The sequence below is a fragment of the Streptomyces sp. NRRL S-920 genome (genome assembly GCF_000717945.1).
GTDB classification, from domain to species: Bacteria; Actinomycetota; Actinomycetes; order Streptomycetales; family Streptomycetaceae; genus Streptomyces; species Streptomyces alboniger.
This window is the reverse complement of the sequence record NZ_JODF01000003.1, coordinates 164,347-187,614: the sequence shown is the minus strand read 5'-3', so window position 1 is coordinate 187,614 and position 23,268 is coordinate 164,347. Positions and strand designations below refer to the sequence as shown.

The 23,268-nt window shown below is 71.6% G+C and carries 25 protein-coding genes, 1 tRNA gene and 1 pseudogene; 12 read left to right on the top strand and 15 right to left on the bottom strand.

Going from position 1 to position 23,268, the window contains the following annotated elements:
* Nucleotides 1-51: 51 nt before the first annotated feature.
* From IG54_RS0103605 to IG54_RS41800, 12 genes are all read right to left on the bottom strand, one after another.
* The gene (locus IG54_RS0103605) at nucleotides 52-267 is read right to left on the bottom strand and encodes a hypothetical protein (RefSeq protein WP_030777191.1); all 216 of its coding nucleotides are present in this window, start codon (nucleotides 265-267) and stop codon (nucleotides 52-54) included.
* A 240-nt stretch (nucleotides 268-507) separates the two neighbouring features.
* Entirely contained in the window at nucleotides 508-732 is a 225-nt protein-coding gene (locus tag IG54_RS0103600; protein ID WP_030777189.1) for a hypothetical protein, read from the bottom strand.
* Between the two features lie 12 nt (nucleotides 733-744).
* Nucleotides 745-927 (bottom strand): hypothetical protein, encoded by a 183-nt coding sequence (locus IG54_RS0103595; protein ID WP_030777187.1) that lies wholly within the window; start codon nucleotides 925-927, stop codon nucleotides 745-747.
* Nucleotides 924-1,451, bottom strand: a complete 528-nt coding sequence (locus IG54_RS0103590) for a hypothetical protein (protein ID WP_030777185.1) — start codon at nucleotides 1,449-1,451, stop codon at nucleotides 924-926. Before IG54_RS0103590 ends, IG54_RS0103595 begins: the two co-directional genes overlap by 4 nt.
* Entirely contained in the window at nucleotides 1,448-2,059 is a 612-nt protein-coding gene (locus tag IG54_RS0103585; protein ID WP_030777183.1) for a hypothetical protein, read from the bottom strand. Before IG54_RS0103585 ends, IG54_RS0103590 begins: the two co-directional genes overlap by 4 nt.
* 130 nt (nucleotides 2,060-2,189) lie before the next feature.
* Nucleotides 2,190-2,423 (bottom strand): hypothetical protein, encoded by a 234-nt coding sequence (locus IG54_RS0103580; RefSeq protein ID WP_030777181.1) that lies wholly within the window; start codon nucleotides 2,421-2,423, stop codon nucleotides 2,190-2,192.
* 29 nt (nucleotides 2,424-2,452) lie between these two features.
* Nucleotides 2,453-2,527 (bottom strand) — tRNA-Leu (locus tag IG54_RS0103575).
* 63 nt (nucleotides 2,528-2,590) lie between these two features.
* Entirely contained in the window at nucleotides 2,591-3,040 is a 450-nt protein-coding gene (locus IG54_RS37605; protein WP_234335951.1) for a DUF3846 domain-containing protein, read from the bottom strand.
* 406 nt (nucleotides 3,041-3,446) lie between these two features.
* Complete coding sequence (locus IG54_RS0103555) at nucleotides 3,447-3,698, bottom strand: hypothetical protein (protein ID WP_030777174.1); 252 nt, start codon at nucleotides 3,696-3,698, stop codon at nucleotides 3,447-3,449.
* An 11-nt stretch (nucleotides 3,699-3,709) separates the two neighbouring features.
* Nucleotides 3,710-4,063 (bottom strand): hypothetical protein, encoded by a 354-nt coding sequence (locus IG54_RS0103550; RefSeq protein WP_030777172.1) that lies wholly within the window; start codon nucleotides 4,061-4,063, stop codon nucleotides 3,710-3,712.
* Nucleotides 4,060-4,395 carry a hypothetical protein gene (locus tag IG54_RS0103545; protein ID WP_030777169.1) on the bottom strand — a complete coding sequence of 112 codons (336 nt, stop codon included), beginning with the start codon at nucleotides 4,393-4,395 and terminating at the stop codon, nucleotides 4,060-4,062. The genes IG54_RS0103550 and IG54_RS0103545 overlap by 4 nt, the downstream gene beginning before the upstream one ends.
* Nucleotides 4,396-4,743: 348 nt before the next feature.
* Complete coding sequence (locus IG54_RS41800; RefSeq protein WP_158708784.1) at nucleotides 4,744-4,911, bottom strand: hypothetical protein; 168 nt, start codon at nucleotides 4,909-4,911, stop codon at nucleotides 4,744-4,746.
* 166 nt (nucleotides 4,912-5,077) lie between these two features.
* On the opposite strand from IG54_RS41800, the pseudogene IG54_RS0103535 reads away from it, so the two are divergent.
* The 6 genes and pseudogenes from IG54_RS0103535 to purB form a co-directional block, all read left to right on the top strand.
* Nucleotides 5,078-6,847: pseudogene (locus IG54_RS0103535) on the top strand (ABC transporter permease); the annotation flags it as partial.
* A gap of 88 nt (nucleotides 6,848-6,935) precedes the next feature.
* A complete protein-coding gene (locus IG54_RS0103530; RefSeq protein ID WP_030777164.1) occupies nucleotides 6,936-7,361 on the top strand; it encodes a GNAT family N-acetyltransferase in 426 nt (141 codons plus the stop codon).
* Between the two features lie 172 nt (nucleotides 7,362-7,533).
* Nucleotides 7,534-8,865, top strand: coding sequence for a hemolysin family protein (locus IG54_RS0103525; RefSeq protein WP_030777162.1), 1,332 nt, complete (start codon nucleotides 7,534-7,536; stop codon nucleotides 8,863-8,865).
* A complete protein-coding gene (locus tag IG54_RS0103520) occupies nucleotides 8,862-9,875 on the top strand; it encodes a hemolysin family protein (RefSeq protein WP_030777160.1) in 1,014 nt (337 codons plus the stop codon). Before IG54_RS0103525 ends, IG54_RS0103520 begins: the two co-directional genes overlap by 4 nt.
* Before the next feature lie 148 nt (nucleotides 9,876-10,023).
* Nucleotides 10,024-10,803, top strand: coding sequence for an SGNH/GDSL hydrolase family protein (locus IG54_RS0103515; protein WP_030777158.1), 780 nt, complete (start codon nucleotides 10,024-10,026; stop codon nucleotides 10,801-10,803).
* Between the two features lie 83 nt (nucleotides 10,804-10,886).
* On the top strand, nucleotides 10,887-12,329 hold the full coding sequence (purB, locus tag IG54_RS0103510) for an adenylosuccinate lyase (protein ID WP_030777156.1): 1,443 nt from the start codon (nucleotides 10,887-10,889) through the stop codon (nucleotides 12,327-12,329).
* A gap of 63 nt (nucleotides 12,330-12,392) precedes the next feature.
* On the opposite strand, the gene lysA is transcribed toward purB, so the two are convergent.
* Both lysA and IG54_RS0103500 read right to left on the bottom strand, forming a co-directional pair.
* On the bottom strand, nucleotides 12,393-13,787 hold the full coding sequence (lysA, locus tag IG54_RS0103505) for a diaminopimelate decarboxylase (RefSeq protein ID WP_078593667.1): 1,395 nt from the start codon (nucleotides 13,785-13,787) through the stop codon (nucleotides 12,393-12,395).
* 25 nt (nucleotides 13,788-13,812) lie between these two features.
* Nucleotides 13,813-14,250 carry an SAV_915 family protein gene (locus IG54_RS0103500; protein WP_030777151.1) on the bottom strand — a complete coding sequence of 146 codons (438 nt, stop codon included), beginning with the start codon at nucleotides 14,248-14,250 and terminating at the stop codon, nucleotides 13,813-13,815.
* 348 nt (nucleotides 14,251-14,598) lie between these two features.
* On the opposite strand from IG54_RS0103500, the gene IG54_RS0103495 reads away from it, so the two are divergent.
* The 6 genes from IG54_RS0103495 to IG54_RS0103470 all read left to right on the top strand — a co-directional run bounded on the left by IG54_RS0103495 (nucleotide 14,599) and on the right by IG54_RS0103470 (nucleotide 22,439).
* Nucleotides 14,599-16,446, top strand: a complete 1,848-nt coding sequence (locus IG54_RS0103495; protein WP_030777149.1) for a methylmalonyl-CoA mutase family protein — start codon at nucleotides 14,599-14,601, stop codon at nucleotides 16,444-16,446.
* Entirely contained in the window at nucleotides 16,446-18,647 is a 2,202-nt protein-coding gene (gene scpA, locus IG54_RS0103490) for a methylmalonyl-CoA mutase (RefSeq protein ID WP_030777146.1), read from the top strand. Before IG54_RS0103495 ends, scpA begins: the two co-directional genes overlap by 1 nt.
* A 13-nt stretch (nucleotides 18,648-18,660) precedes the next feature.
* Nucleotides 18,661-19,668, top strand: a complete 1,008-nt coding sequence (gene meaB, locus IG54_RS0103485) for a methylmalonyl Co-A mutase-associated GTPase MeaB (RefSeq protein WP_030777143.1) — start codon at nucleotides 18,661-18,663, stop codon at nucleotides 19,666-19,668.
* Nucleotides 19,669-19,761: 93 nt separating this feature from the next.
* Nucleotides 19,762-20,796, top strand: a complete 1,035-nt coding sequence (locus tag IG54_RS0103480; RefSeq protein WP_030777140.1) for an enoyl-CoA hydratase/isomerase family protein — start codon at nucleotides 19,762-19,764, stop codon at nucleotides 20,794-20,796.
* Nucleotides 20,797-20,904: 108 nt separating this feature from the next.
* Nucleotides 20,905-21,294 carry a hypothetical protein gene (locus IG54_RS0103475; RefSeq protein ID WP_030777137.1) on the top strand — a complete coding sequence of 130 codons (390 nt, stop codon included), beginning with the start codon at nucleotides 20,905-20,907 and terminating at the stop codon, nucleotides 21,292-21,294.
* Nucleotides 21,282-22,439, top strand: a complete 1,158-nt coding sequence (locus tag IG54_RS0103470; protein WP_030777135.1) for an ROK family transcriptional regulator — start codon at nucleotides 21,282-21,284, stop codon at nucleotides 22,437-22,439. Before IG54_RS0103475 ends, IG54_RS0103470 begins: the two co-directional genes overlap by 13 nt.
* Nucleotides 22,440-22,499: 60 nt before the next feature.
* Here the strand turns inward: IG54_RS0103470 and IG54_RS0103465 are convergent, their stop codons facing one another.
* Nucleotides 22,500-23,261 carry a GntR family transcriptional regulator gene (locus IG54_RS0103465; RefSeq protein WP_030777132.1) on the bottom strand — a complete coding sequence of 254 codons (762 nt, stop codon included), beginning with the start codon at nucleotides 23,259-23,261 and terminating at the stop codon, nucleotides 22,500-22,502.
* Between the last annotated feature and the right edge of the window lie 7 nt (nucleotides 23,262-23,268).

Below are 23,268 nucleotides of genomic sequence, written 5' to 3'. Positions count from 1 at the left end.
AGAGACGGCGCTCTCGGTGTGGCGCCTGTGGGTCCCCGGAGGGGACATGGCCTACAGCGAGTTGGGCTGGATGTCGAAGCTGATGAGCACTGCGTCCGCCAAGTACGGACTGGCCTCAATGACTTGTCGGCGTACCTCGTTCATGGCGTCGAACCGGGTCATGTCATCCGCCGGTGTCCAGTGACCGTTACGCTCCTGCACCGACAGGCCACTGGTGTTCTTGCCGACGAATGCCATGAACCAGAAGTGCGTGCCTTGCTCATTCATGGGCGGGTCCTTCCTTGGGTGGTCGTTCCCTCGCCCGGACTCGAACCGGGGTCTCTGCGCGCGGGGCATGGGGAGGTAGCGCGCGCAGGCTCTTCCTGACTGAGTTACGAGGGAATACGGGCGCCCCGGAGACGACAGTCCACGCGTCTCCGGGGCGCCTTGCTCCCCGCGCTGCCGCCAAGCGCGCGGGGTCCCTGCCTGCACCCGCCGTCAACGGGAGTCACACAGGCAGGGGAGCTTTCAGGTGCCGTGAACCGCAGCGGCGGCGGTGTACGTCCAGGATTCGGCAAGCCACGCGGACTCCATGTATGCGGCCGTCGATGACTCCGCAGGTGTGTCCCACGCGGCCATGTACTCCCGCTCTGCCTGGTGCCGTTCCAGCTGCGCGGCCCGGAACTCCAGGACCAGCTCAGGGGCGAACGAGACGGGCATGACGCTCCAGTGCAGCCTGGTCATGATGTGCATGAGCCGGTCCCTTCAGGAGTGGTGCGGGCAGTAGTCGACGTCGTCACCGGGCGGCCGGCGCCAGCCTTCTTCAGCAGCAGCGCGCCGCAGCGCCTCGATGGACGGCACCTCAGGATCGCCGCCGAACTCGCTGTCGCAGACCTCGCCGTCGTCGACGGCGTCGCACGTCAGGATGCGGATCACCAGGGCGGTCATGCCTTGACCTCCCGTTCTTCCTTGCGCCAGAACCATTCGTTACTGCGGTAGAAGATCCAGCCTTCGCGGCCGGACTCGATCAGGCGCCCCCGCAGCTGCCACACGGTGCGGCCGTGCAGGTTCTCCATCCATGTGTACGGGCGGTCGTCGTCCAGCTTGCTGCCGCGCTCGATGCGGCGGCTCTCAGGCTTCGTGAGCACCTCGAACAGACCCCTGGCGTCATCCGGGTCGGTATACACCCAGCGGGCGCAGAGGTCGCCCGGCTCGATGGCGTACGGGTCCGTCACGCCGTACTGCCCGCAGATCTCCCCGCGCTTGCGCCGCGCGTCGAGGACCGCCGCATCGAGCCGCTCGCGGTAGCCGTCCAGGCTCTCGGCACACGGAGCGCAGAAGTGCTTGCGCTCCTGGTCGCGGCTGGCCCGCACCGTGGTTGCCTCTGCCGTGCAGCGGGTCATGGTGTCCAGCGAGGCGTACCCGTGCGGGCCGGGGCGCTTCCAGGTGAGCCACACGTTCTCGCAGATCACGACGGCACCACCATCGAATTCGCCGCGATCACCTCACGGATCTTCTTGAGCGACGGGGCGTCGCGCCACTGCGCACTGTCGGGTGTCTTGGCCAGGCCCGTGCGGACCCTGGCGCCGTTCGCCCCCGGCGCGGGGAGAGCCCAGGTCATCTGATACTCCCACCGGGCGCCCGTGAAGCGGGCTTCAGCAGGATCGGCCAGGCGTCCGAGGCGCACATCCACATACGCGCCACCATCGTCGTGCAGCGTCCAGGCGACGGCAGTCTTCCAGCCGCACGCCGCGGCGTGCGCCAGCAGATCGGCGACCACCTTCGGCAGCTCGTAGCCGCCCGGCGGGTATGCGGCCAGCTTGCGCTCAGCGGCGGCCACTTCGCCTTGGAGTCGCTGGGCCGCCACCCTCCACTGGTCACGCTCGCGCCCACGGGCCTCGGCGTTCCACTCGGCTGTGCGCAGGCGGCGCAGGATCTCCAGAGGTGACAGGTCTGCGTACTTCGCGAACGCCTGCGTCTCGTCCGGCGTCTGCGGGCGGTCGTGGAAGCGCACATACGTGGACGTGCCGTCTGGGCTGATGACCATCTTGCCGCCGGATACCGGGTACCGCTCGTTCATGACGCGCCCCCTTCCGGGGCAGTGATCGGGCTGAGGTGACAGGCGCCCTCGCCGGGAGAGGTTGGCGAAGGCGCCTGCCGGGGCCCGCCCGGGTGGCGGGGGGATGCGTCCCGGGCGGGGGCTTGTGGGGTCAGTCGTCGAAGCCGGACCACGAGGTGACCGGGACTCCGAGAGTGATCAGGTCGGCGTCCTCGTAGTACGCGGCGGGGTCGTCCAACGCGCGGTCCGCGTCGAACCACGGGGCGGGGTCTCCGAGACGGCGCGGCGCCCATATGACGTCGATGCCGTCTCGGGTCCAGTGGATCTTCATCTGGCGGCGGATGCCGTCCTCGGTGTACGTCCAGGCGTAGGGCTCAGGTGTCATGACGCCCCCTTGGGGCTCGGTTGCGGGAGTGCACCCGGCGGGATTCGAACCCGCACTGTTCAGGGCTTTTAAGGCCCCACCCTCTGCCGTTGGGGTACGGGTGCAAGGAGCCCGCCCGGGAAGCGAGTCGATGGTGCGGGTCGCATGTCCCGGGCGGGGGTCGGGGCTCAGAGAGACAGCGCGTTGGGCCAGTCGAGGAACAAGGTCAGCGCCTGAACCTGGTCCTGAGTCAGCCCCTGCGTATCGCCGTGAGCGTCGACACCTCCCGTAAGCACCACCGGGCCGTGGTACGGCTGCGCGGTGAAGCCATAGCGCTGCGCGAGGCGCGTCGCCTGCGGGTTGAACGGCTGGTCATAGAGACCGTTGTCGTCCAGCCACATGTCGAGGTGCTGTGCGAGCGCCACCACGTCGACCGACTCGCAGCCGATCGCCGAGTAGTAGGCGGCAAGGTTGCCATCCGCACCCCCTGGCAGAGTCAGAGGTACGGGAGCGGCCTGGACTACGGGAACCAGAAGCGCGTTGACCGTCGGGCGGTCAGGACTCCATCGCATGGCGATCGCGCTCGTAGCGTGGTCGGCCAGTGCCGTGTCGATCAGGTGGAGCAGGGGATCCTTCATGACGCCCCTCCTTGGGGCTTGCGGGTGGGATGGAATCGGTGCCCCGGTCTGCCTTGCGGCGTACGTCCGTGGTGACCGGACCGGGGCGGGGTGGGGGATCAGTCGCTAGCGGCGGTCCCGGCGTACGGAGCGCGCCGCAGGTGAGGGGTCGGTCAAGATCGGCTCATCCGCCATGCGTTCCGCGACTCGGAGCAGCCGCACGGCAGAGGGCACGGAGCGGTTGGCGATGATCGCCTCAACCGTCAGTAGCGCCGAGTCAGCGCGGTGATCGATAGACGCGCGGTCCGTGTAGCCGCTCACGACGCCCGCCCCCTCACGGTCGCCGCCACGGCCACCGCGACCAGCGCGGCGGCGGCGAGCGTGTACAGGAACCAGTGGTCCCAGACCCAGACGACGATGGAGAGGATCATGACGACTCCACAGGGAGAGACCGGATGGCGATTGCGGCTGCACCAAACGTCAGCCCGGCGAAGCCGTCGGCGTCGACCATGGCGCGGGCACTGCCGATAAGAGCGACAAGCCCGGCGTGGTCGGTGTCCTTGATCTCGGTGCCTTCGGCGCGGATCACCTCGTAAACGACGTCTCGCAGGTCCCCCGCTCCGGTGGCGGCACGGAGGTCGGGTGCCTGGCCCTTGCGGCAAATAGCAATGCGGTACATGACGATCCCTCCTACGGGTGCCGCGTCAGCGGCTGGTTGCTGGGGCTCCACCGCATCGCGTCGTTGCTCACGTAGTCGTTCAGCACGCGGTCGATGCGGTCGACGGTGCGGCGCGGCGTCGGAACGGCGGACGGGTTCGCGCAGCGCGGGTAGATGTCCCATGCGGTGTCGAGCACGTGACGCTCGCTCGCGCGGTACGCCATCACGCGGCGGAACTTGCCGTTGATGAAGCGGAACGCCTTGCGGGGCTCGCGGCGGTAGATGCTGCGGTAGGTCTCGGCAGCGATGCGGCCGAACGGGGAGGCGTAGCGCCAGTTCGCGGGCAGTCCCCGGGTGGCCAGGTACTCAGCGACGGTGGTCTTCATGACGTCGCGTCGGTTGCTGCCATGGCGCGAACTTCCGCCACCGTCTTGGCTTGTGCCGTTGCCCCGCCCGGGTAAACCAGTTCGATCAGGCGTCGGACCAACGCCTCTTGCCTGTCGTCCCACGCATTGGCGGCTTGCGCCGACTCTGTTCGCGTTAGCCGCAGCCACTCGGTCTGCCACGCCTCGAACGAGCCGACGATCGCCAGCCAGACGAGACGGTGGCCATATGAGACCGGAATGCCAACGCCGCCGGTGCGGGAGTCGTCCTCAGCCATCAGATCCGCAAGGCGATTGAGGGCGGCTGCCTCGCTTGGTGTGACGGTGGTCTTCATGGGTACCTCCCTCGACTTGCCTTGTAGCTACAAGCCTAGGGCCGTTCGTAGCTACAAGACCCCACCGTGCATCATGATTTTGTAGCTACAAGAGAAGTGGGAGGCCTTGTTCCGTGTAGCTACAAACAGCTACCTTGGCGGCATGGCCGACTCTGAGTACGATCAGCCGCGGCAGATGCGCATGCCCGATGACGAATGGCTCCCGTTCGAGAAGGCCACGAAGGTAATGCGCCCCTCGGGACGCAGTCCCCGTACGGCCGTCGTGCGTGAATTCATCCGCTGGTACATGAGGCGCCCCGGGGCCAAGCTCCCGGAGCGCCCTCCGGCCGGCCCGTGGTCCGAGCCGCCTCAGTAGGTCAGCGTCCCGTCCTTCAGGCCCGCCACGATCTGTTCCTTCTCTGCGTCGGTGAGTCCGCCGTTCGTCCACCCGCTCTTCATCTCGTTCAGCTTCAGCCCGAAGAAGTCGCGGACCGCCTTGAGTCCGCCGGTCGCCTTCGGTGCAGTGGTACCGGTCATCGTGATCACCTCTCTGTGGTGGTGGACCCGCGACGCGCACCGAGCAATCCGGGTGCGGGCCGCGGGGCATGAGAAAGGCGCCCGGCTCGAAGTGAGCGGGGCGCCTTGGGTGTTGCTGCTGGTCACGCGGTCAGTGACAGTGGGAACTTGAAGAGCACTTCGCCGGATGCTCGGCTTCGCCGGGGTCGCCGTACTCGTGGGCATCTTCCTGATCGTCAACACGTTCTCGATGCTGATCGCGCAGCGCACCCGCGAGCTGGGACTGCTGCGCGCGCTCGGCGCCGACCGCAGGCAGGTGCGCCGCTCGGTGCTCATCGAGGCGCTGCTGCTCGGCCTGGTCGGCTCGACGCTGGGACTGGCCGCCGGCATCGGCCTGGCCCTCGGCCTCATCGAGCTGATGGGCCTGCTCGGGATGAACCTCAAGTCCACGGAGATGGTCATCACCTGGGCGACCCCGGTCTCCTCGTACGTCGTCGGGGTGGGAGTCACGTTCGTCGCGGCGTACCTTCCGGCGCGCCGGGCCGCGCACGTCTCGCCGATGGCGGCGCTCGCGGACGCCGAGATCGCCGGGGTGGGGCGGCCGCTCAAGGTGCGGGCGGTGGCGGGTTCCGTCGTCGCGGTGGCCGGGGCGGGCGCCCTGGTGGGCTGCGCCGTCGCCGACAAGACGTCGTCGGCGGCCTCCCTGCTCGGCCTCGGTATCGTGCTGACCCTCATCGCCACCGTCATCGCGGGCCCGCTCCTGGTGCGTCCGGTGATCCGGGTGCTCGGCGGCGCGTTCCCCGCGGTCTTCGGCTCGGTCGGCCGGATGAGCCAGCGCAACGCGCTGCGCAACCCGCGCCGCACGGGGGCGACAGCGGCCGCCCTGATGGTGGGGCTCGCGCTGGTCGGCGGCCTCTCCGTGGCGAGCGCGTCGATGACCAAGTCCTTCGACCGGCAGATCGACGACACGCTCGGCGCCGACTTCGTGGTGCAGAACAACACGTTCATGCCCTTCTCCGCGGAGATCACGGGGAAGATCGAGGACACCGAGGGCGCGGGCCTCGTCGTACGCCAGCGCTTCACCCCCCTCGAAGTGGCGCTCCCCGACGGCGAGAACGTCGAGACGACCGCGGCGGGGTACGGCGCGCGGCTCGACGACGTCGCCAACCTCAAGTACGCCGAGGGGAGTTCGCGGACCGCGCTCGCACCGGGGCGCATCGGCATGGACAAGGAATTCGCGAGGAAGCACGGGGTGCGCGTCGGTGACGTGCTGCCGGTGACCTTCCCCGGCGGGCGGGAGGCGAAGCTGACGGTGGGGGCGTTCACCGATCAGGCCGCGCCCGAGGGGTTCGCTGTCGAAGGCGGGCTCTTCCTCGGCCTCGGCACGGTCGAGAAGTACGTGCCGGACGGGCAGGACTCGGCGGTGTACGTCAACGCGGCCTCCGGCACCTCCGCGGACACCCTGCGCGAGCGCCTGGAGAAGACACTCGACTCCTACCCCCAGGTGCAGGTGCGCGACCAGGCCGACTACAAGGAACTGATCCGGCAGCAGATCGCCGTGATGCTCTACCTCGTCTACGCCCTGCTCGGCCTCGCGATCGTCATCGCGGTACTGGGCGTGGTCAACACCTTGGCGCTGTCGGTCGTGGAGCGCACCCGGGAGATCGGTCTGCTGCGCGCCATCGGTCTCGGGCGGCGGCAGCTGCGCCGGATGATCCGCCTGGAGTCGGTGGTGATCGCGGTCTTCGGAGCGCTGCTCGGGCTCGCGCTCGGCCTGGTCTGGGGTGTCGCCGTGCAGCAGGTGCTCGCGCTCCAGGGCATGAGGGAACTCGCGTTCCCGTGGCCGACGATCGTGGCGGTGGTGATCGGCTCGGTGGTCGTCGGCCTCGCCGCGGCGCTGCTGCCCGCGCTGCGTGCGTCCCGGATGAACGTGCTGGCGGCGATCGCGCACGAGTGACGTGAGTGAGGGCGGGGGCGTGCCCACCTCCCTGGCCGAATCCGAAAAATCCCGTGCGGCGCGTCCGTGCCGGTGGTGGGATGGGCCCATGGACGATCTTCAGTTACGGACCGCCGGGCCCGAGGACCTGGACGCGGTGCTCGCGTTCTGGAAGGTGGCCGCCGAGGGCACGAGCATCAGCGACGACAGCGCCGGCGTGGAGCGGCTCGTCGCCCGCGACCCCGAGGCGCTGATCCTCGCCGAGCGCGGCGGCGAGCTGGCGGGCACGGTCATCGCGGGCTTCGACGGGTGGCGCTGCCACCTCTACCGCCTCGCCGTCCACCCGGAGCACCGCCGCCGGGGCGTCGGGTCGGCGCTGCTGGCCGCCGCGGAGGAGCGGTTCGTACGCCTCGGCGGGCGGCGCGGCGACGCGATGGTCCTGGACCGTAACGAACCCGCCCACGGCGCCTGGCGGGCGGCGGGCTACGCCCCCGAACCGCAGTGGAGCCGCTGGGTGAAGCACCTCACGGGCTGAGTCCGGGCGCGCTCCCGGGGCCGCTTCGGAGTGCCTTTGCTGATCCTTTACCATGGACGCACTACCTGTATCCGACTGAAAGGTGTGAGCGTCCGCCCATGGGCGAGCCTCCTAGTACCCGACATCGCGCATTCCTCACGCCCCTGCCCGATCATGGGACGGAGGTGACCCGATGACCGAAGTGCTCCTGCTCCTCGTGGCGGTGCTGCTCTGTGTGGCCTGCGGCGTCTTCGTCGCGGCGGAGTTCTCCCTCACCACGGTCGAGCGCAGCGAACTCGAACGGGCCGCCGAGCGTGGTGAGCGCGGCGCCGCCGGCGCCCTCAAGGCCGTCAAGAACCTCACCTTCCAGCTCTCCGGCGCCCAGCTCGGCATCACCGTCACCAACCTCGTGGTCGGCATGCTCTCCGAGCCCTCGATCGCCAAGCTGATCTCGGGGCCGCTGCGCGACCTCGGTCTGCCCCGCTCGGCGGCGTCCTCGGTGGCCCTGGTCATCGGTACGGCACTGTCGACGGTCTTCCTGATGGTCATCGGCGAGCTGGTCCCCAAGAACTGGGCGATCTCCTCCCCGCTCGCCATCGCCAAGCGGGTGGCGACACCGCAACGGCTCTTCAGCGCCGCGTTCCGCCCGTTCATCGCCCATCTGAACAACACGGCGAACCGTTCTGTACGCCGCTTCGGCATCGAGCCCACCGAGGAGCTGGCCTCCGCGCGCGGCCCCAAGGAACTCATCGCCCTGGCGCGGCACTCCGCCAGGGAGGGCGCGCTGGAGGCGGACACCGCCGAGCTGTTCGTGCGCACACTGAACCTCGCCGACCTCAGCGCGGAGAACGTAATGACGCCGCGCGTCCAGGTGATGGCCCTCGACGTCCACGCGACCTGCGAGGACGTGGCGAACGCGACCCGGGCGACGGGCCTGTCCCGCTTCCCGGTCTACCGCGGCAACCTCGACTCGGTCGTGGGCGTCGCACACATCAAGGACGTGCTCGCCGTGCCGGCCGAACGCCGCCCGCGCGTCTCCGTCGCCGAACTGATGCGCGAGCCCCTGCTCGTACCGGAGTCGCTGACCGTCGACCGCCTCCTGGACCGGCTCTCGGGCAAGCGCACGATGGCCGTGGTCATCGACGAGTACGGCGGTACCGCCGGGGTCGCCACCCTGGAGGACATCGTCGAGGAGGTCGTCGGCGAGGTCCGGGACGAGCACGACCCGCACGAGACGCCCGACATCGCCCCCGCGGGCGCGGACGACGACGGCAGGGCGCTCTACTCCGCCGACGGCGCGGCGCGCACCGACCAGCTCGCGCGGGTCGGCCTGCGGGCTCCCGACGGGCCGTACGAGACCCTCGCCGGGCTCGTCGCGACGGAACTCGGCCGCATCCCGGCCGTCGGCGACAGCGTCGAGGTCGGTGGCTGGCGGCTCGACGTCACGGACGCCGCCGGGCGGCGCGCCGCGCGCGTTCTGCTGCACGCCCCGCTGACCGCAGACGAGGCGGAGGACGCCCGATGATCGCCATCCAGTTGTTGATCGGTTTCGCGACGCTCGTCGTCAACGCCTTCTTCGTGGGCGCCGAGTTCGCCCTCATCTCCGTACGCCGCAGTCAGATCGAACCGCACGCCGACGAGGGCGACCGGCGCGCCAAGAGCGTGATGTGGGGGCTGCGGCACGTGTCCGCCCTGCTGGCGGCCGCGCAGCTGGGCATCACGCTGTGCACGCTCGTCCTCGGTGTCGTCGCGGAGCCCGCGATCGCGCATCTCCTCGAACCGGTGTTCAACGGGGTCGGTGTGCCGCACGGCCTGGTGCACCCCATCTCGTTCGTCATCGCGCTGACCCTGGCGACGTATCTGCACATGCTGCTCGGCGAGATGATCCCCAAGAACATCGCGCTCGCCGAGCCGGTGCGCACCGCGCTGCTGCTCGGGCCGCCGCTGGTGGCGCTCGCGCGGGCGCTGCGCCCGGTGATCTTCGCGATCAACGCGTTCGCCAACGGCCTCCTGAAGCTGTTGCGGGTCGAGGCGAAGGACGAGGTCTCGGCGAGTTTCTCCGACGACGACCTGGCCCGCATGGTCAAGGACTCCGGTGACGCGGGCCTGATCGACGACCGCGCGCAGGAGCGGCTGCACGACGCGCTCGAACTGGGCAGGCGCCCGGTCAGGGATGTGGTCCTGCCGCTGGAGGACGTGGTCTACGCGCGCGTGGGCGTCACTCCGGAGCAGTTGGAGAGCCTCTCGGCCGAGTCCGGGTTCTCCCGCTTCCCTGTCGTCGACGAGGGGCGCCGCATCGTCGGCTATCTGCACGTCAAGGACGCCCTGGACCGGGCGCCGCGCGATCTGCCGTTCCGGGTGCCGGATATGCGGAAGATCGCCCAGGTGCGCGAGACGACGCCGCTGGACGACGTGCTGACCGCGATGCGGGGCAGCCGTACGCATGTGGCCGCGGTGCTGGGATCCGACGGCAGGCTCGCCGGGATGGTCACGATGGAGGACGTCCTGCGGGAGCTGTTCGGGCAGCCGGTGTGAGCTAGGGCGTGTCCGGTGGGGCCGGGGGCGGGGCAGGAGTCCGTCCGGGGCGCCGGCCCCACCCCCCGTCCCCCGTCCCCCAGTGACCGGCGACGCCCGCCGCCCGCCCTGACCGCCCCGCGCCACGCGGGATACCATCGCTCCCGCCATGCAGATGAATGCCAACTACACCAGTCTCGTCGCGGTCGGCGACTCCTTCACCGAGGGCATGTCGGACCTCCAGCCCGACGGCACCTACCGCGGCTGGGCCGACCTCCTGGCCGCGCGGATGGCGGCGCACAGCCCCGGCTTCCGCTACGCGAACCTCGCGGTGCGCGGCAAGCTCATCGGGCAGATCGTCGCCGAGCAGGTGGACGTGGCGGCCGCGATGCGGGCCGACGTGGTCACGCTGGTGGGCGGGCTCAACGACACGCTGCGGCCCAAGTGCGACATGAAGCGCGTACGGGACCTCCTCGAAGAGGCCGTCGAACGCCTCGCCCCCTCCTGCAAGCAGCTCGTCCTGATGCGCAGCCCGGGCCGCAACGGCCCGGTGATGGAACGGTTCCGGCCGCGCATGGAGGAGCTGTACACACACATCGACGACCTCGCCTCCCGGCATGACGCGATCGTCGTGAACCTCTACGGCGTACCTGTCCTCGGCGATCAGCGCCTGTGGGACGTGGATCGGCTGCACCCCACCGCCGAGGGGCACCGCAGGATCGCCGAGGCCGTGTGGCAGGCCCTCGGCTACCCGCCGGAGGAGGACTGGCAGACCCCGCTCGACGCGGCGGTGCCCCTCAACTGGGCGGCGCGGCGCGTCGCCGACGCCCGGTTCGCCCGGCAGCACCTGGTGCCGTGGATCGGCCGCCGCCTGACCGGCCGCTCCTCCGGTGACGGCCGCCCGCCCAAGCGCCCCGACCTCCTGCCGTGGGACGGCCCGCTCCCCTAGCGGCGCCACCCTGGACCCTCGTAGCTTCCGACGAACGGGGCCGTGGCGCTGGCCTGCATGAATGCCCAGTAGAATCCGTACACGTGACTGCTGCGCCTGCAAAGCCCCGTATCCCGAACGTCCTCGCGGGACGTTACGCCTCCGCCGAGCTAGCCACCCTCTGGTCGCCCGAGCAGAAGGTGAAGCTGGAGCGTCAGCTCTGGCTCGCCGTGCTGCGTGCGCAGAAGGACCTCGGGATCGAGGTTCCGGACGCCGCCATCGCCGACTACGAGCGCGTCCTCGACCAGGTCGACCTGGCCTCCATCGCCGAGCGCGAGAAGGTCACGCGCCACGACGTGAAGGCCCGTATCGAGGAGTTCAACGCCCTCGCCGGACATGAGCACGTGCACAAGGGCATGACCTCGCGCGACCTCACCGAGAACGTCGAGCAGCTCCAGATCCGGCTCTCCCTGGAGCTGATCCGCTCCCGTACCGTCGCGGTCCTCGCCCGGCTCGGCAAGCTCGCCGGTGAGTACGCCGAGCTGGTCATGGCGGGCCGCTCCCACAACGTGGCCGCGCAGGCGACGACGCTGGGCAAGCGCTTCGCGACCGGCGCCGACGAGCTGCTCGTGGCCTACCGCCGCCTCGACGACCTCCTCGGCCGCTACCCGCTGCGCGGCATCAAGGGCCCGGTCGGCACCGCCCAGGACATGCTCGACCTGCTCGGCGGCGACGCGGGCAAGCTCACCGAGCTGGAGGACCGCATCGCCGGGCACCTCGGTTTCGACCGCGCGTTCACCTCGGTCGGCCAGGTCTACCCGCGCTCGCTGGACTACGAGGTCGTCACCGCGCTGGTGCAGGTCGCCGCCGCGCCGTCCTCGATCGCCAAGACGATCCGGCTGATGGCCGGGCACGAGCTGGTCACCGAGGGCTTCAAGCCGGGCCAGGTCGGCTCGTCCGCGATGCCGCACAAGATGAACACCCGCTCCTGCGAGCGCGTCAACGGCCTCACCGTCATCCTGCGCGGCTACGCCTCGATGACCGGCGAGCTGGCGGGCGACCAGTGGAACGAGGGCGACGTCTCCTGCTCGGTCGTGCGCCGGGTCGCGCTGCCCGACGCGTTCTTCGCGCTCGACGGCCTGCTGGAGACCTTCCTGACGGTGCTCGACGAGTTCGGCGCCTTCCCGGCGGTCGTCGCGCGCGAGCTGGACCGCTACCTCCCCTTCCTCGCCACCACCAAGGTCCTGATGGCCTCGGTGCGCGCGGGCGTCGGCCGCGAGGAGGCCCACGAGGCCATCAAGGAGAACGCGGTCGCCTCCGCGCTCGCCATGCGCGAGCAGGGCGCCGAGCGCAATGAACTGCTCGACAAGCTCGCGGCGGACTCCCGCATCCCGCTGGACCGCGCCCAGCTCGACGAGCTGATGGCCGACAAGCTGTCCTTCACCGGGGCGGCGAGCGACCAGGTCGCCACGGTCGTCGCGCAGATCGAGGCGCTCCTGAAGGACCACCCGGAGGCCGCGGCCTACACGCCGGGCGCCATTCTCTGAGACCCGCAGCGCATACGGCGGCCCCGGGGCGCGATGCCCCGGGGCCGACGCGTTCCGCGACGACTACAGGCCCACGTCCCTGCTGCGGTAGTCCTCCAGTGATTCGCGGCGCACCAGCAGCCTGGCGTGCCCGCCGGCCACCGCGACCACGGGCGGACGGCCCACGAGGTTGTAGCCGGACGCCATCGACAGGTGGTACGCCCCTGCCACCGGCACGGCGAGCAGGTCACCGGGGCGTACGTCGTCGGGGAGCGGCACATCCGAAGCGAGGACGTCGCCCGCCTCGCAGTGCCTCCCCACCACTGTCATCGGCTGCGGCCCGGCGGCGGAGCGCCGTCCGATGAGACGGGGCGCGTACCGCACCCCGTACAGCGCGGGCCGCGGGTTGTCGCTCATGCCGCCGTCCACCGCGACGAAGATCTGCCCGCCGGTCCGCTTGACCGCGAGCACCCGGTAGAGCGCCACCCCGGCCGGGCCGGCGATCGCCCGGCCCGGTTCCACGATGAGCCGGGGCACGGTCAGCCCCGCCGCCGCGCAGCTCTCGACCAGCTCGGCGCGCACCTTGCGGGCGAGGGAGGCGATGTCGAGGGCGTCCTCGCCGGGGCGGTACGCGATGCCGTGCCCGCCGCCGAGGTCCAGTTCGGGGAGGGTGACGCCGTGCTGGTCCTTGATCCGCGCCATGAGCCCCACCAGGCGGCGCACCGCGCACAGGAAGGGCTTCTCGGCGGTGATCTGCGAACCCAGATGGCAGTGCAGGCCCACCAGGTCGAGGGCCGGCTGGCCGAGGATGCGGGTGATGGCGTGCTGCGCCGAGCCGTCCGTGAGGGACAGGCCGAACTTCTGGTCGTCCGTGCCCGTGCGGATCTTGGCGTGGGCGCCCGCCATGATGCCCGGCACCACCCGGACCATCACCTTCTGGCGGCTGCCCTGCGGTACGGCGGCGGCCAGTCGCGCGATCTCCGAGGCGCTGTCGATGACGATGCGGCCGACGCCGAGCCTGAGGGCGGCCCGCAGGTCGTCGGGGCTCTTGGCGTTGCCGTGCAGCACGATGCGGTCCGCGGGGAAGCCCGTGGTGACGGCCAGCTCCAGCTCCCCGGCCGAGCAGACGTCCAGGCCGAGGCCCTCCTCGGCGATCCAGTGCGCCATCGCGCGGCACAGGAACGCCTTGGCGGCGTAGAGGACCTCGGCGTCCTCGAAGGCGTGCAGGTAACCGCGGCAGCGGGCGCGCACGTCGCCCTCGTCGAGGAGGTAGGCGGGGGTGCCGAAGCGCTCGGCGACCTCGGTGAGCGGCACACCGCCGACGGCGAGGTCACCGTGGGCGAGCGGGGTGGTGGACGCGGGCCAGACGGAGAGGGTCTCGTCGGGCGGAGCGGTGGCGGTGGCGGCCGTCGTAGAGGCAGCGGCCGGGGATGACGTCCGGGCCGGGGCCGGGAACGGGGGTACGTGCAGCGTGGTCATGGCAGGTTCTCTCTTCGCCTCGTCCTCAGCCGGTCCACGGGGTGGGCGCGCCCGCGAAGGACGCCGGGCCGCTCGCCCGCGGCGCGCCCACCGCCAGCGGGTCCTGGCCGTGCCGGGCGGCGGCACGCCGCTCGCCGAGCCGTACCGGTGCCGGAGCCGGTGCCGGTGCCGGACCGACGGGATGGGCGGCCAGCCGGGGGTCGACGGTGATGCCGCTGACGCCGAGCGGCGCGGCAAGGGCACGCAGTGCCGGTTCGGAGAGCCTGATCCACGCCTGCCGGAGGCCGAGGGCCGCCCTCAGGCGCTGCGCGGTGGTGAAGGCGACGGCGGTGCGCTCGCCGACGGGTGTGCGGAACAGACGGGCCACACACCCCGCGGGCCCCGGCCGGACGGGAACGAACAGCGGCCCGGCCGGGCCGCGTTCGCAGGGCTCGGGGTCCTCGTCGCGCAGAAGCTTCGCCATGGGGTTCCTCCGGTGGAGAGAAGGTGTACGTAGACGTTATGCCCGGCACGCAGTGCCAACCGACCCTCGATAACGCGACGTTGACGCGTCGACGCCCCTCCCTGACGCGATACTGGCGGGCCCCTCCCGCCCATCGGGACCGGAACTTCACTCGAAGGTCTCACGGGGCTCTATTCCAGAGAGGCGCCTCGGGCCGGTTCGGGGCGGCCTGCGTCCCTGGGCGCACGGCGGGCGCGGCGGGCGCGGCACTAGCCGCCCGCTCGTTCGAGATCAAGACCGATCAGAAGAGGGCAAGGTCACAGCCCCTGATGGCACCGCGTGCCAGGGGTTGCGCCCTAGCATCGGGGCATGACGGTCCTGCCTGACGACGGGCTTTCCCTGGCCGCCGAGTTCCCTGATGCGACCCATGAGCAGTGGCACCGCCTTGTGGAAGGCGTGCTGCGCAAGTCGGGTAAGGACGTATCGGGCACGGCCGCCGAGGAAGCGCTCTCCACCGCTCTCGAGGACGGGCTCACCACCCGGCCCCTGTACACCGCGCGCGACACCGCGCCCGCCGCCGGACACCCCGGCTTCGCCCCCTTCGTACGGGGCGGCACCCCTGGCGGCAGCGCCGCCGCGGGCTGGGACGTGCGGCAGCGGCACGCGAGCGCCGACCCCGCCCGCATGAACGAAGCCGTGCTCGCCGACCTGGAGAACGGCGTCACCTCGCTGTGGCTGGGCGTGGGCGCGCACGGCGTGCCGGTCTCCGGCCTCGCGCGGACGCTGGACGGCGTCTATCTGGATCTCGCCCCGGTCGCGCTCGACGCGGGCGCCGAATTCGGCCCCGCGGCGCGCGAGCTGCTCCGTCTGTACGAGGCCGCGGGCGTCCCGAAGGAGTCCGCACGCGGCACGTTCGGCGCGGACGCGCTCGGCCACGAGGCCCGGTCCGGTGAGGCGTTGGACCCGGCGGAAGCCGTCGATCTTGCCCGGCTGTGCGCTCGCGAGTACCCGGCGCTGCGGGCCCTGGCGGTGGACGCGCTGCCGTATCACGAGGCGGGCGGTTCGGCCGCGCAGGAGCTGGGCGCCTCCCTCGCCACGGGCGTCGCCTATCTGCGGGAACTCACCGCGGCCGGGCTGACGGTCGAAGAGGCGTGTGCGCAACTGGAGTTCCGCTACGCCGCGACCGCCGACCAGTTCCTCACGATCGCCAAGCTCCGTGCGGCGCGGCGTCTTTGGGCGCGTGTCGCCGAGGTGTGCGGGGCGGCCGGCGCGGGCGCGCAGCGGCAGCACGCCGTGACGTCGCCGGTGATGATGACCCGCCGCGACCCGTGGGTGAACATGCTGCGTACGACGGTGGCCTGCCTCGGCGCGGGCGTCGGTGGCGCGGATGCCGTCACCGTGCTGCCGTTCGACCACTCCCTGGGCCTGCCGGACGCGTTCGCGCGCCGTATCGCCCGCAACACTTCCACGATCCTGATCGAGGAATCCCATTTGGCCCGCGTGATCGACCCGGCGGGCGGGTCCTGGTACGTGGAGCGGCTCACCGACGAACTCGCCCACGCGGGCTGGGAGTTCTTCCAGGAGATCGAGCGCGTGGGCGGCCAGGCGACGGCGCTGCGCTCCGGGATGGTCGGCGAGCGTCTCGCCGCCACCTGGGCCGAGCGCAGCGCGAAGCTCGCCCGGCGCCGCGAACCGATCACCGGGGTCAGCGAGTTCCCCCATCTGGCGGAGCGTCCCGTCGAGCGCGAGGCCGCGCCCGCCACACCGGCCGGTGGGCTGCCCCGGGTGCGTCGCGACGAGGCGTACGAAGCGCTGCGCGCCCGATCGGACGCCCACCTCAAGGCGACCGGCGCGCGCCCCAAGGTGTTCCTCGCCGCGCTCGGACCCGCCGCCGCGCACACCGCCCGGGCCGGTTTCGCCGCGAACCTCTTCCAGGCGGGCGGCATCGAGACCGTGCACGAACCGGCGACGGTGGACGCGGCGACGGCCGCCGGCGCCTTCACGGCGAGCGGCGCTCCGGTGGCGTGCCTGTGTTCCAGCGACGCGCTCTACGCCGAGCAGGCCGAGGCGGTCGCCCGGGTGCTCAAGGAGGCGGGCGCCGACCATGTGTTCCTCGCTGGTCGCGGCGAGTACGACGGCGTCGACTCGTACGTCTTCGCCGGTTGCGACGCCGTGACCGTGCTCTCCTCCACCCTCGACCGTATGGGAGTGGCGTAATGCGCATCCCCGATTTCTCCTCCGTCGACCTGGGTTCCGGCGCGGGCGCGGAGGGCTCGTACGAGCAGTGGCGCACCGCGGTGAAGGAGTCCACGGGCAAGTCCGAGAGCGACCTGCTGTGGGAGACGCCCGAGGGCATCGCGGTCAAGCCGCTGTACACGGGCGCCGACCTGGAGGGCCTGGACTTCCTGGACACCTATCCCGGCGTCGCCCCGTACCTGCGCGGCCCCTACCCGACGATGTACGTGAACCAGCCCTGGACGATCCGGCAGTACGCGGGCTTCTCCACGGCCGAGGAGTCCAACGCCTTCTACCGGCGCAATCTGGCGGCAGGCCAGAAGGGTCTCTCGGTCGCCTTCGACCTGCCGACGCACCGCGGGTACGACAGTGATCACCCGCGCGTCACCGGCGACGTCGGCATGGCGGGCGTGGCCATCGACTCCATCTACGACATGCGTCAGCTCTTCGACGGCATCCCGCTGGACAAGATGACGGTGTCGATGACGATGAACGGCGCCGTGCTTCCCGTACTGGCGCTGTACATCGTGGCGGCCGAGGAACAGGGCGTGCCGCCCGAGAAGCTGGCCGGGACCATTCAGAACGACATTCTCAAAGAGTTCATGGTCCGCAACACCTATATCTATCCGCCGAAGCCCTCGATGCGGATCATCTCCGACATCTTCGCGTACACGTCGCAGAAGATGCCACGCTACAACTCCATCTCGATCTCCGGCTATCACATCCAGGAGGCGGGTGCGACGGCCGACTTGGAGCTGGCGTACACGCTGGCCGACGGGGTCGAGTATCTGCGCGCCGGGCAGGAGGCGGGCCTGGACGTCGACGCGTTCGCGCCCCGGCTCTCGTTCTTCTGGGCGATCGGCATGAACTTCTTCATGGAGGTCGCCAAGCTCCGCGCGGCGCGCCTGCTGTGGGCGAAGCTGGTCAAGCAGTTCGACCCGAAGAGCGCCAAGTCGCTGTCCCTGCGCACCCATTCGCAGACGTCGGGCTGGTCACTGACCGCGCAGGACGTGTTCAACAACGTCACGCGTACGTGCGTCGAGGCGATGGCGGCGACGCAGGGGCACACCCAGTCCCTGCACACGAACGCCCTGGACGAGGCGCTCGCCCTGCCGACCGACTTCTCCGCGCGCATCGCCCGCAACACCCAGCTCCTGATCCAGCAGGAGTCGGGGACGACGCGGACGATCGACCCATGGGGCGGCAGCGCGTACGTCGAGAAGCTGACGTACGACCTCGCACGCCGCGCCTGGCAGCACATCGAGGAGGTCGAGGCGGCCGGCGGCATGGCGCAGGCCATCGACGCGGGCATCCCGAAGCTGCGCGTGGAGGAGGCCGCCGCGCGCACGCAGGCCCGCATCGACTCGGGTCGTCAGCCGGTCATCGGCGTCAACAAGTACCGGGTGGAGACCGACGAGCAGATCGAGGTCCTGAAGGTCGACAACTCCTCGGTCCGCACCCAGCAGATCGCCAAGCTGCGCCGCCTGCGCGCGGAGCGTGACGACACGGCGTGCCAGGACGCGCTGCGCGCGCTCACCGCGGCGGCCGAGCGCGGTTCGGGCCCGGGTCTTGAGGGCAATCTGCTCGCGCTCGCGGTCGACGCGGCGCGGGCGAAGGCCACGGTCGGTGAGATCTCCGACGCGTTGGAGAGCGTGTACGGGCGGCACGCGGGCCAGATCCGTACGATCTCCGGTGTGTACCGCACCGAAGCAGGCCAGTCCCCGTCCGTCGAGCGCACGCGCACGCTGGTGGACGCCTTCGACGAGGCCGAGGGGCGCCGCCCGCGCATCCTGGTCGCCAAGATGGGCCAGGACGGGCACGACCGCGGCCAGAAGGTCATCGCCAGCGCCTTCGCCGACCTCGGCTTCGACGTGGACGTCGGCCCGCTCTTCCAGACCCCGGCGGAGGTCGCCCGCCAGGCCGTCGAGGCCGACGTGCACATCGTGGGCGTCTCCTCGCTGGCCGCCGGGCACCTGACCCTCGTACCGGCGCTGCGTGAGGAACTGGCCGCGGAGGGCCGCGAGGACATCATGATCGTCGTGGGTGGGGTGATTCCCCCGCAGGACGTCGAGGCGCTGCACGACGCGGGTGCCACGGCCGTCTTCCCGCCGGGCACGGTGATCCCGGACGCGGCGTACGACCTGGTGACCCGACTGGCGGCCGATCTCGGCCACGACCTGTGAGCCGGTGAGCCCGCTGCCTGTGACGATCGACATCGATACGTATGTGAAGGGCGTCCTCGACGGGAAGCGCGCGTATGTCGCGCGCGCCATCACCCTCGTCGAGTCCACGCGCCCCCAGCACCGCGCGCTCGCCCAGCAGTTGCTGACCGAGCTGCTTCCGCACAGCGGGCGGGCGCGGCGGGTCGGCATCAGCGGTGTGCCGGGCGTGGGCAAGTCCACGTTCATCGACGCGCTCGGCACGATGCTCACCTCGCTCGGCCACCGGGTCGCCGTCCTCGCCGTCGACCCTTCGTCGACGCGCACGGGCGGCTCCATCCTGGGTGACAAGACCCGGATGGAGCGGCTTTCGCTGGATCCCGCCGCGTTCGTACGCCCGTCCCCGTCCGCCGGGACGCTCGGCGGGGTCGCCAAGGCGACCCGGGAGTCGATCGTGGTGATGGAGGCGGCGGGTTACGACGTGGTGCTGGTGGAGACCGTGGGCGTCGGCCAGTCCGAGACGACGGTCGCGAACATGGTCGACACGTTCCTCCTGCTGACCCTCGCCCGCACGGGCGACCAGCTTCAGGGCATCAAGAAGGGCGTCCTGGAGCTGGCGGACGTCATCGCCGTGAACAAGGCGGACGGACCGCACGAGCGGGACGCCCGCTCGGCCGCGCGCGAACTGGCGGGCGCGCTGCGCCTGATGCACCCCGCCGACGCCGCGTGGACGCCTCCGGTGCTCACGTGCAGCGCCCGGGAGTCGAGCGGCCTCGACACGCTCTGGGAGCGGATCGAACAGCACCGGGCGCTGCTCGACTCGACGGGCGGGCTGGCGGCCAAGCGCCGCGATCAGCAGGTCGACTGGACGTGGGCGGTGGTGCGGGACGAACTGCTCGGCAGGCTCCTGGGCCACGCGGACGTGCAGCGCGTCGCCCCTGAGCTGGAGCAGCGCGTACGGGAGGGGACGTTGACGGCCACCTCGGCGGCCGAGCGGATCCTGGCCGTGTTCCAGGGCAGCGGCCCGCACGCGCCTCCGGGCTGACGTTCTGAGCAGCGGCCCCCACGCGCCCCCGGCCTGACCCGGAGGTTACGGTCTCCTTCGCACCGCGCCTCAAGTGAACGGAGCCACCGCAGCATGAACGCCTCCCCCGACGACGCGCCCGTCCTGCTCCGCCGCGAGGGCGGCGCGGGGCACATCGTCCTGAACCGGCCGCGCGCCATCAACGCCCTCGACCACGCCATGGTCCGGCTGATGGACGAGGCCCTGAGCGCCTGGCAGGCCGACGAGTCGGTGACGGCGGTCGTCCTCACCGGGGCCGGGGAGCGCGGGCTGTGCGCGGGCGGCGACATCCGCTCCATCCACGACGACGTCAGGGCGGGCGGCGGGGGCGCGTCGGCGGCGTTCTGGCACGACGAGTACCGCCTCAACGCCCGCATCGCCCGCTTCCCCAAGCCGTACGTCGCCGTCATGGACGGCATCGTGATGGGCGGCGGCGTGGGCGTGTCGGCGCACGGCAGCGTACGGGTGGTCACCGAGCGCTCGCGGGTCGCGATGCCCGAGACCGGCATCGGCTTCGTGCCCGATGTGGGCGGCACCTACCTCCTCACGCGCACCCCGGGCGAACTCGGCACGCACCTCGCGCTGACCGGCACGGCGGTGGGCGCGGGCGACGCGCTGCTGTGCGGCCTCGCCGACCACTACGTGCCCTCGGAGCGGCTGGCGGAGTTCACCGCGGCCCTCGCCGACAGCGAGGCGTCCGACGCCGTACGGCGGTACGCCGCCGCGGCCCCGGCGGGTGAACTCGCCGCGCACCGCGAGTGGATCGACCACTGCTACGCCGCCGACACCGTCGAGGAGATCGTCGACCGGCTGCACGCCTGCGGCGACCGGCACGCGAAGCAGACGGCCGAGACGATCCTCACGAAGTCCCCGACCTCCCTCAAGGTCACGCTCGCCGCGCTGCGCCGGGCGCGTGAACTGCCGTCCCTGGAAGCCGTTCTCGACCAGGAGTACCGCGTGTCCTGTGCCGCGCTCGGCTCGCCCGACCTGCCCGAGGGCATCAGGGCGCAGGTCGTCGACAAGGACCGCAGGCCGCGCTGGTCGCCCGCCGCGCTGGAGCAGGTGACGGAGGCGGACGTGGCCCGCTTCTTCGAGGACGTCGGCCCGTAGCCCTGTGCACCGGAGATCGGCCCCCAGCGCTCGGGCCACCACCGGCCCCCGCGACGGCGCATGGCAGGTGCACGTCGACCTTCCCCCGGCGTGATCTACGCTTGCCGGATGCCCGTCACCGTCCTCCTCGCCGACGACAAGCCCCTCGTCCGCGAGCTGCGGCCCCACGTGATCGCCATGGATATCCACATGCATCTGCTCGACGGCCCACTGCTCGACGGCATCGAGGCCACCCCGCGGCACCCGCGCCTCCCGCTCGGGGAGCACCGCCCGGTCGAGCGCGGCCCGCGCCCCGCGTGTTGCCCCGCTCCTCGCCGTGCTGGGCGCGCGCGACCGGCCACAGGCGGGCATCGCCGCGGACGCATCCGGGCTCGTCTCGCCGCGATGAGGGCCGTACGCAGGGCGAATGCGGGCCCGGCACTCGCCGCCGCCCCGTCCTACGAGTACGATCCGGCCATCATGCGCACACGCTGGGAGGACGGACGTTGGGGCAGCTGACCGGCGGGGACCCCTCTCTGTTGCGGCGGATCAACTCCGCGGTGGTGCTGCACGCGCTGCGCGCCACGGACTTGGCGACGCTCACGGAGATCGCCCGGGTGACCGGGCTCTCGCGGCCCACCGTGGAGGGGGTCGTGGAGGGTCTCATCGAGGCCGGGCTCGTGGTGGAGTCCGCGCCCGAGGACAGCGGCGCCCGGCGCCAGGGGCGGCCCGCGCGGAAGTTCCGCTTCCGGGCGGAGGCGGGTCATCTGCTGGGTCTGGAGGTCGGGCCGCACCGCGTGGCCGCCGTCCTGTCGGATCTGGACGGCACGATCCTCGGGACGGCGTCCAAGGACGTCTGCGAGGACGCCCCGGCGGACGAGCGGCTCGAACGCCTGCGCACCACGGTCGCCGATCTGCTGCGCCGCGCAGGAATCGCCCGCAGCTCGCTGCGCGCGGTCGGGGTGGGCAGCCCCGGCATCCTGGAGGCGGATGGCACGGTGCGGTTGAGCACGGCGCTGCCCGAGTGGACGGGGCTCCAGCTCGGTGAGCGGCTGCGCCGCTCCTTCAAGTGCCCGGTGCTCGTGGAGAACGACGCGAACGCGGCGGCCGTGGCCGAGCACTGGAAGGGCGCGGCGACCGACACCGACGACATGGTCTTCGTCCTCGCGGGGCTGAGCCCGGGGGCCGGGTCGCTGATCGGCGGCAGGCTGCACCGCGGCTACGGCGGCGCGGCGGGCGAGATCGGGGCGCTGCACCTGCTGGGCCGTGAGGTCACTCCGGAGACGCTGCTGTCCACCACGGGCGAGCCGCTGCACCCCTTGGACGAGCAGGCCGTCGCCGAGGTCTTCGCGCACGCCCGGGAGGGCGACGAGCGGGCCCGGGCGGCGGTGAACCGTTTCATCCAGCGTCTCGTGCACGATGTGGCGGCGCTGGTGCTCGCCCTCGATCCCGAACTGGTCGTCGTGGGCGGCTGGGCGGCGGGCCTGGACGGCGTGCTGGAGCCGCTGCGCCGGGAGTTGGCGCGCTACTGCCTGCGGCCGCCCCGTGTCGCGCTGTCGGTGCTCGGCGAGGCGGCGGTGGCGACGGGGGCGCTGCGGCTGGCTCTCGACCACGTCGACGAGCAGCTGTTCGCCGTGGAGGGCACCGTCACCGCCCGGCGGTGAAGCTCTGAGGCCAAGTCGGCCACGCGCGGCGCGGTGCGGTGCGCCGCGGGGCAGCCGATGTCAGGAGGCCTGGCGCTGCGGACCGTGGTGGATCTCCACGCCGCCCGAGTCGCCGAAGGTGAGCCGGCAGGTGTCCGCGCGGTACGTCGCCACGGAGACCGCGGCCGTACGGCCCTCGGCGAGGAAGCGGGTCGTCACGACGAGGACGGGGGCTCCGGGCAGGCGGTCGAGCGCCTTGGCGTCGTCCGCGCGGGCCGAGCCCAGCTCGACGGCCCTGTCCTGCCCTTCGAGGCCGTGCCGCGCCAGCTCGCGCAGGACCACGCGCGCGCGGGCGGCGCCGGAGGGGGCGTCCATGCCGGTCAGTTCGGCGACGGACGACATCGGGACGTACAGCAGTTCGGCGGCGACGGGCTGGCCCTGCGAGACGCGGGTGCGGCGCACGATGTGCACCTGTTCGTCGGGGTGGGTCTCCAGCATCCGGGCGACAGCCGCGGGCGGGGTCCCCGGGGCGCAGTCCGCGGGCTGCCAGGCGTCACCGGCCGCGCCCGGCCAGGCGCCCTGCGCGGACCCCACGGGCACCCCCATGCGCGGCGGCGCCACGGTCGTACCGACACCGCGGCGGCGCTGGAGCCGGCCTTCCAGCTCAAGCTGTTCGAGCGCCTGACGGAGGGTGGCGCGGGCGACGCCGAAGCGGGCGGCCAGCTCACGCTCGTTGGGCAGGATCTCCCCCACGGCGAACTCGGAGTCGAGCGCCTCACTGAGCACGGTCTTCAGGTGCCAGTACTTCGGCTCCGGCACCGTTTCGAGCTGCGTGGTCCCCACCCTGTCC

Coding starts and splice junctions, on each gene's coding strand:
- IG54_RS0103605 (WP_030777191.1), bottom strand. CDS start 267: ATGAATGAGCAAGGCACGCACTTCTGGTTCATGGCATTCGTCGGCAAG.
- IG54_RS0103600 (WP_030777189.1), bottom strand. CDS start 732: ATGCACATCATGACCAGGCTGCACTGGAGCGTCATGCCCGTCTCGTTC.
- IG54_RS0103595 (WP_030777187.1), bottom strand. CDS start 927: ATGACCGCCCTGGTGATCCGCATCCTGACGTGCGACGCCGTCGACGAC.
- IG54_RS0103585 (WP_030777183.1), bottom strand. CDS start 2,059: ATGAACGAGCGGTACCCGGTATCCGGCGGCAAGATGGTCATCAGCCCA.
- IG54_RS0103580 (WP_030777181.1), bottom strand. CDS start 2,423: ATGACACCTGAGCCCTACGCCTGGACGTACACCGAGGACGGCATCCGC.
- IG54_RS37605 (WP_234335951.1), bottom strand. CDS start 3,040: ATGAAGGATCCCCTGCTCCACCTGATCGACACGGCACTGGCCGACCAC.
- IG54_RS0103555 (WP_030777174.1), bottom strand. CDS start 3,698: ATGTACCGCATTGCTATTTGCCGCAAGGGCCAGGCACCCGACCTCCGT.
- IG54_RS0103550 (WP_030777172.1), bottom strand. CDS start 4,063: ATGAAGACCACCGTCGCTGAGTACCTGGCCACCCGGGGACTGCCCGCG.
- IG54_RS0103545 (WP_030777169.1), bottom strand. CDS start 4,395: ATGAAGACCACCGTCACACCAAGCGAGGCAGCCGCCCTCAATCGCCTT.
- IG54_RS41800 (WP_158708784.1), bottom strand. CDS start 4,911: ATGACCGGTACCACTGCACCGAAGGCGACCGGCGGACTCAAGGCGGTC.
- IG54_RS0103530 (WP_030777164.1), top strand. CDS start 6,936: ATGGACGATCTTCAGTTACGGACCGCCGGGCCCGAGGACCTGGACGCG.
- IG54_RS0103525 (WP_030777162.1), top strand. CDS start 7,534: ATGACCGAAGTGCTCCTGCTCCTCGTGGCGGTGCTGCTCTGTGTGGCC.
- IG54_RS0103520 (WP_030777160.1), top strand. CDS start 8,862: ATGATCGCCATCCAGTTGTTGATCGGTTTCGCGACGCTCGTCGTCAAC.
- IG54_RS0103515 (WP_030777158.1), top strand. CDS start 10,024: ATGCAGATGAATGCCAACTACACCAGTCTCGTCGCGGTCGGCGACTCC.
- lysA (WP_078593667.1), bottom strand. CDS start 13,787: ATGACCACGCTGCACGTACCCCCGTTCCCGGCCCCGGCCCGGACGTCA.
- IG54_RS0103500 (WP_030777151.1), bottom strand. CDS start 14,250: ATGGCGAAGCTTCTGCGCGACGAGGACCCCGAGCCCTGCGAACGCGGC.
- IG54_RS0103495 (WP_030777149.1), top strand. CDS start 14,599: ATGACGGTCCTGCCTGACGACGGGCTTTCCCTGGCCGCCGAGTTCCCT.
- scpA (WP_030777146.1), top strand. CDS start 16,446: ATGCGCATCCCCGATTTCTCCTCCGTCGACCTGGGTTCCGGCGCGGGC.
- IG54_RS0103480 (WP_030777140.1), top strand. CDS start 19,762: ATGAACGCCTCCCCCGACGACGCGCCCGTCCTGCTCCGCCGCGAGGGC.
- IG54_RS0103475 (WP_030777137.1), top strand. CDS start 20,905: ATGCCCGTCACCGTCCTCCTCGCCGACGACAAGCCCCTCGTCCGCGAG.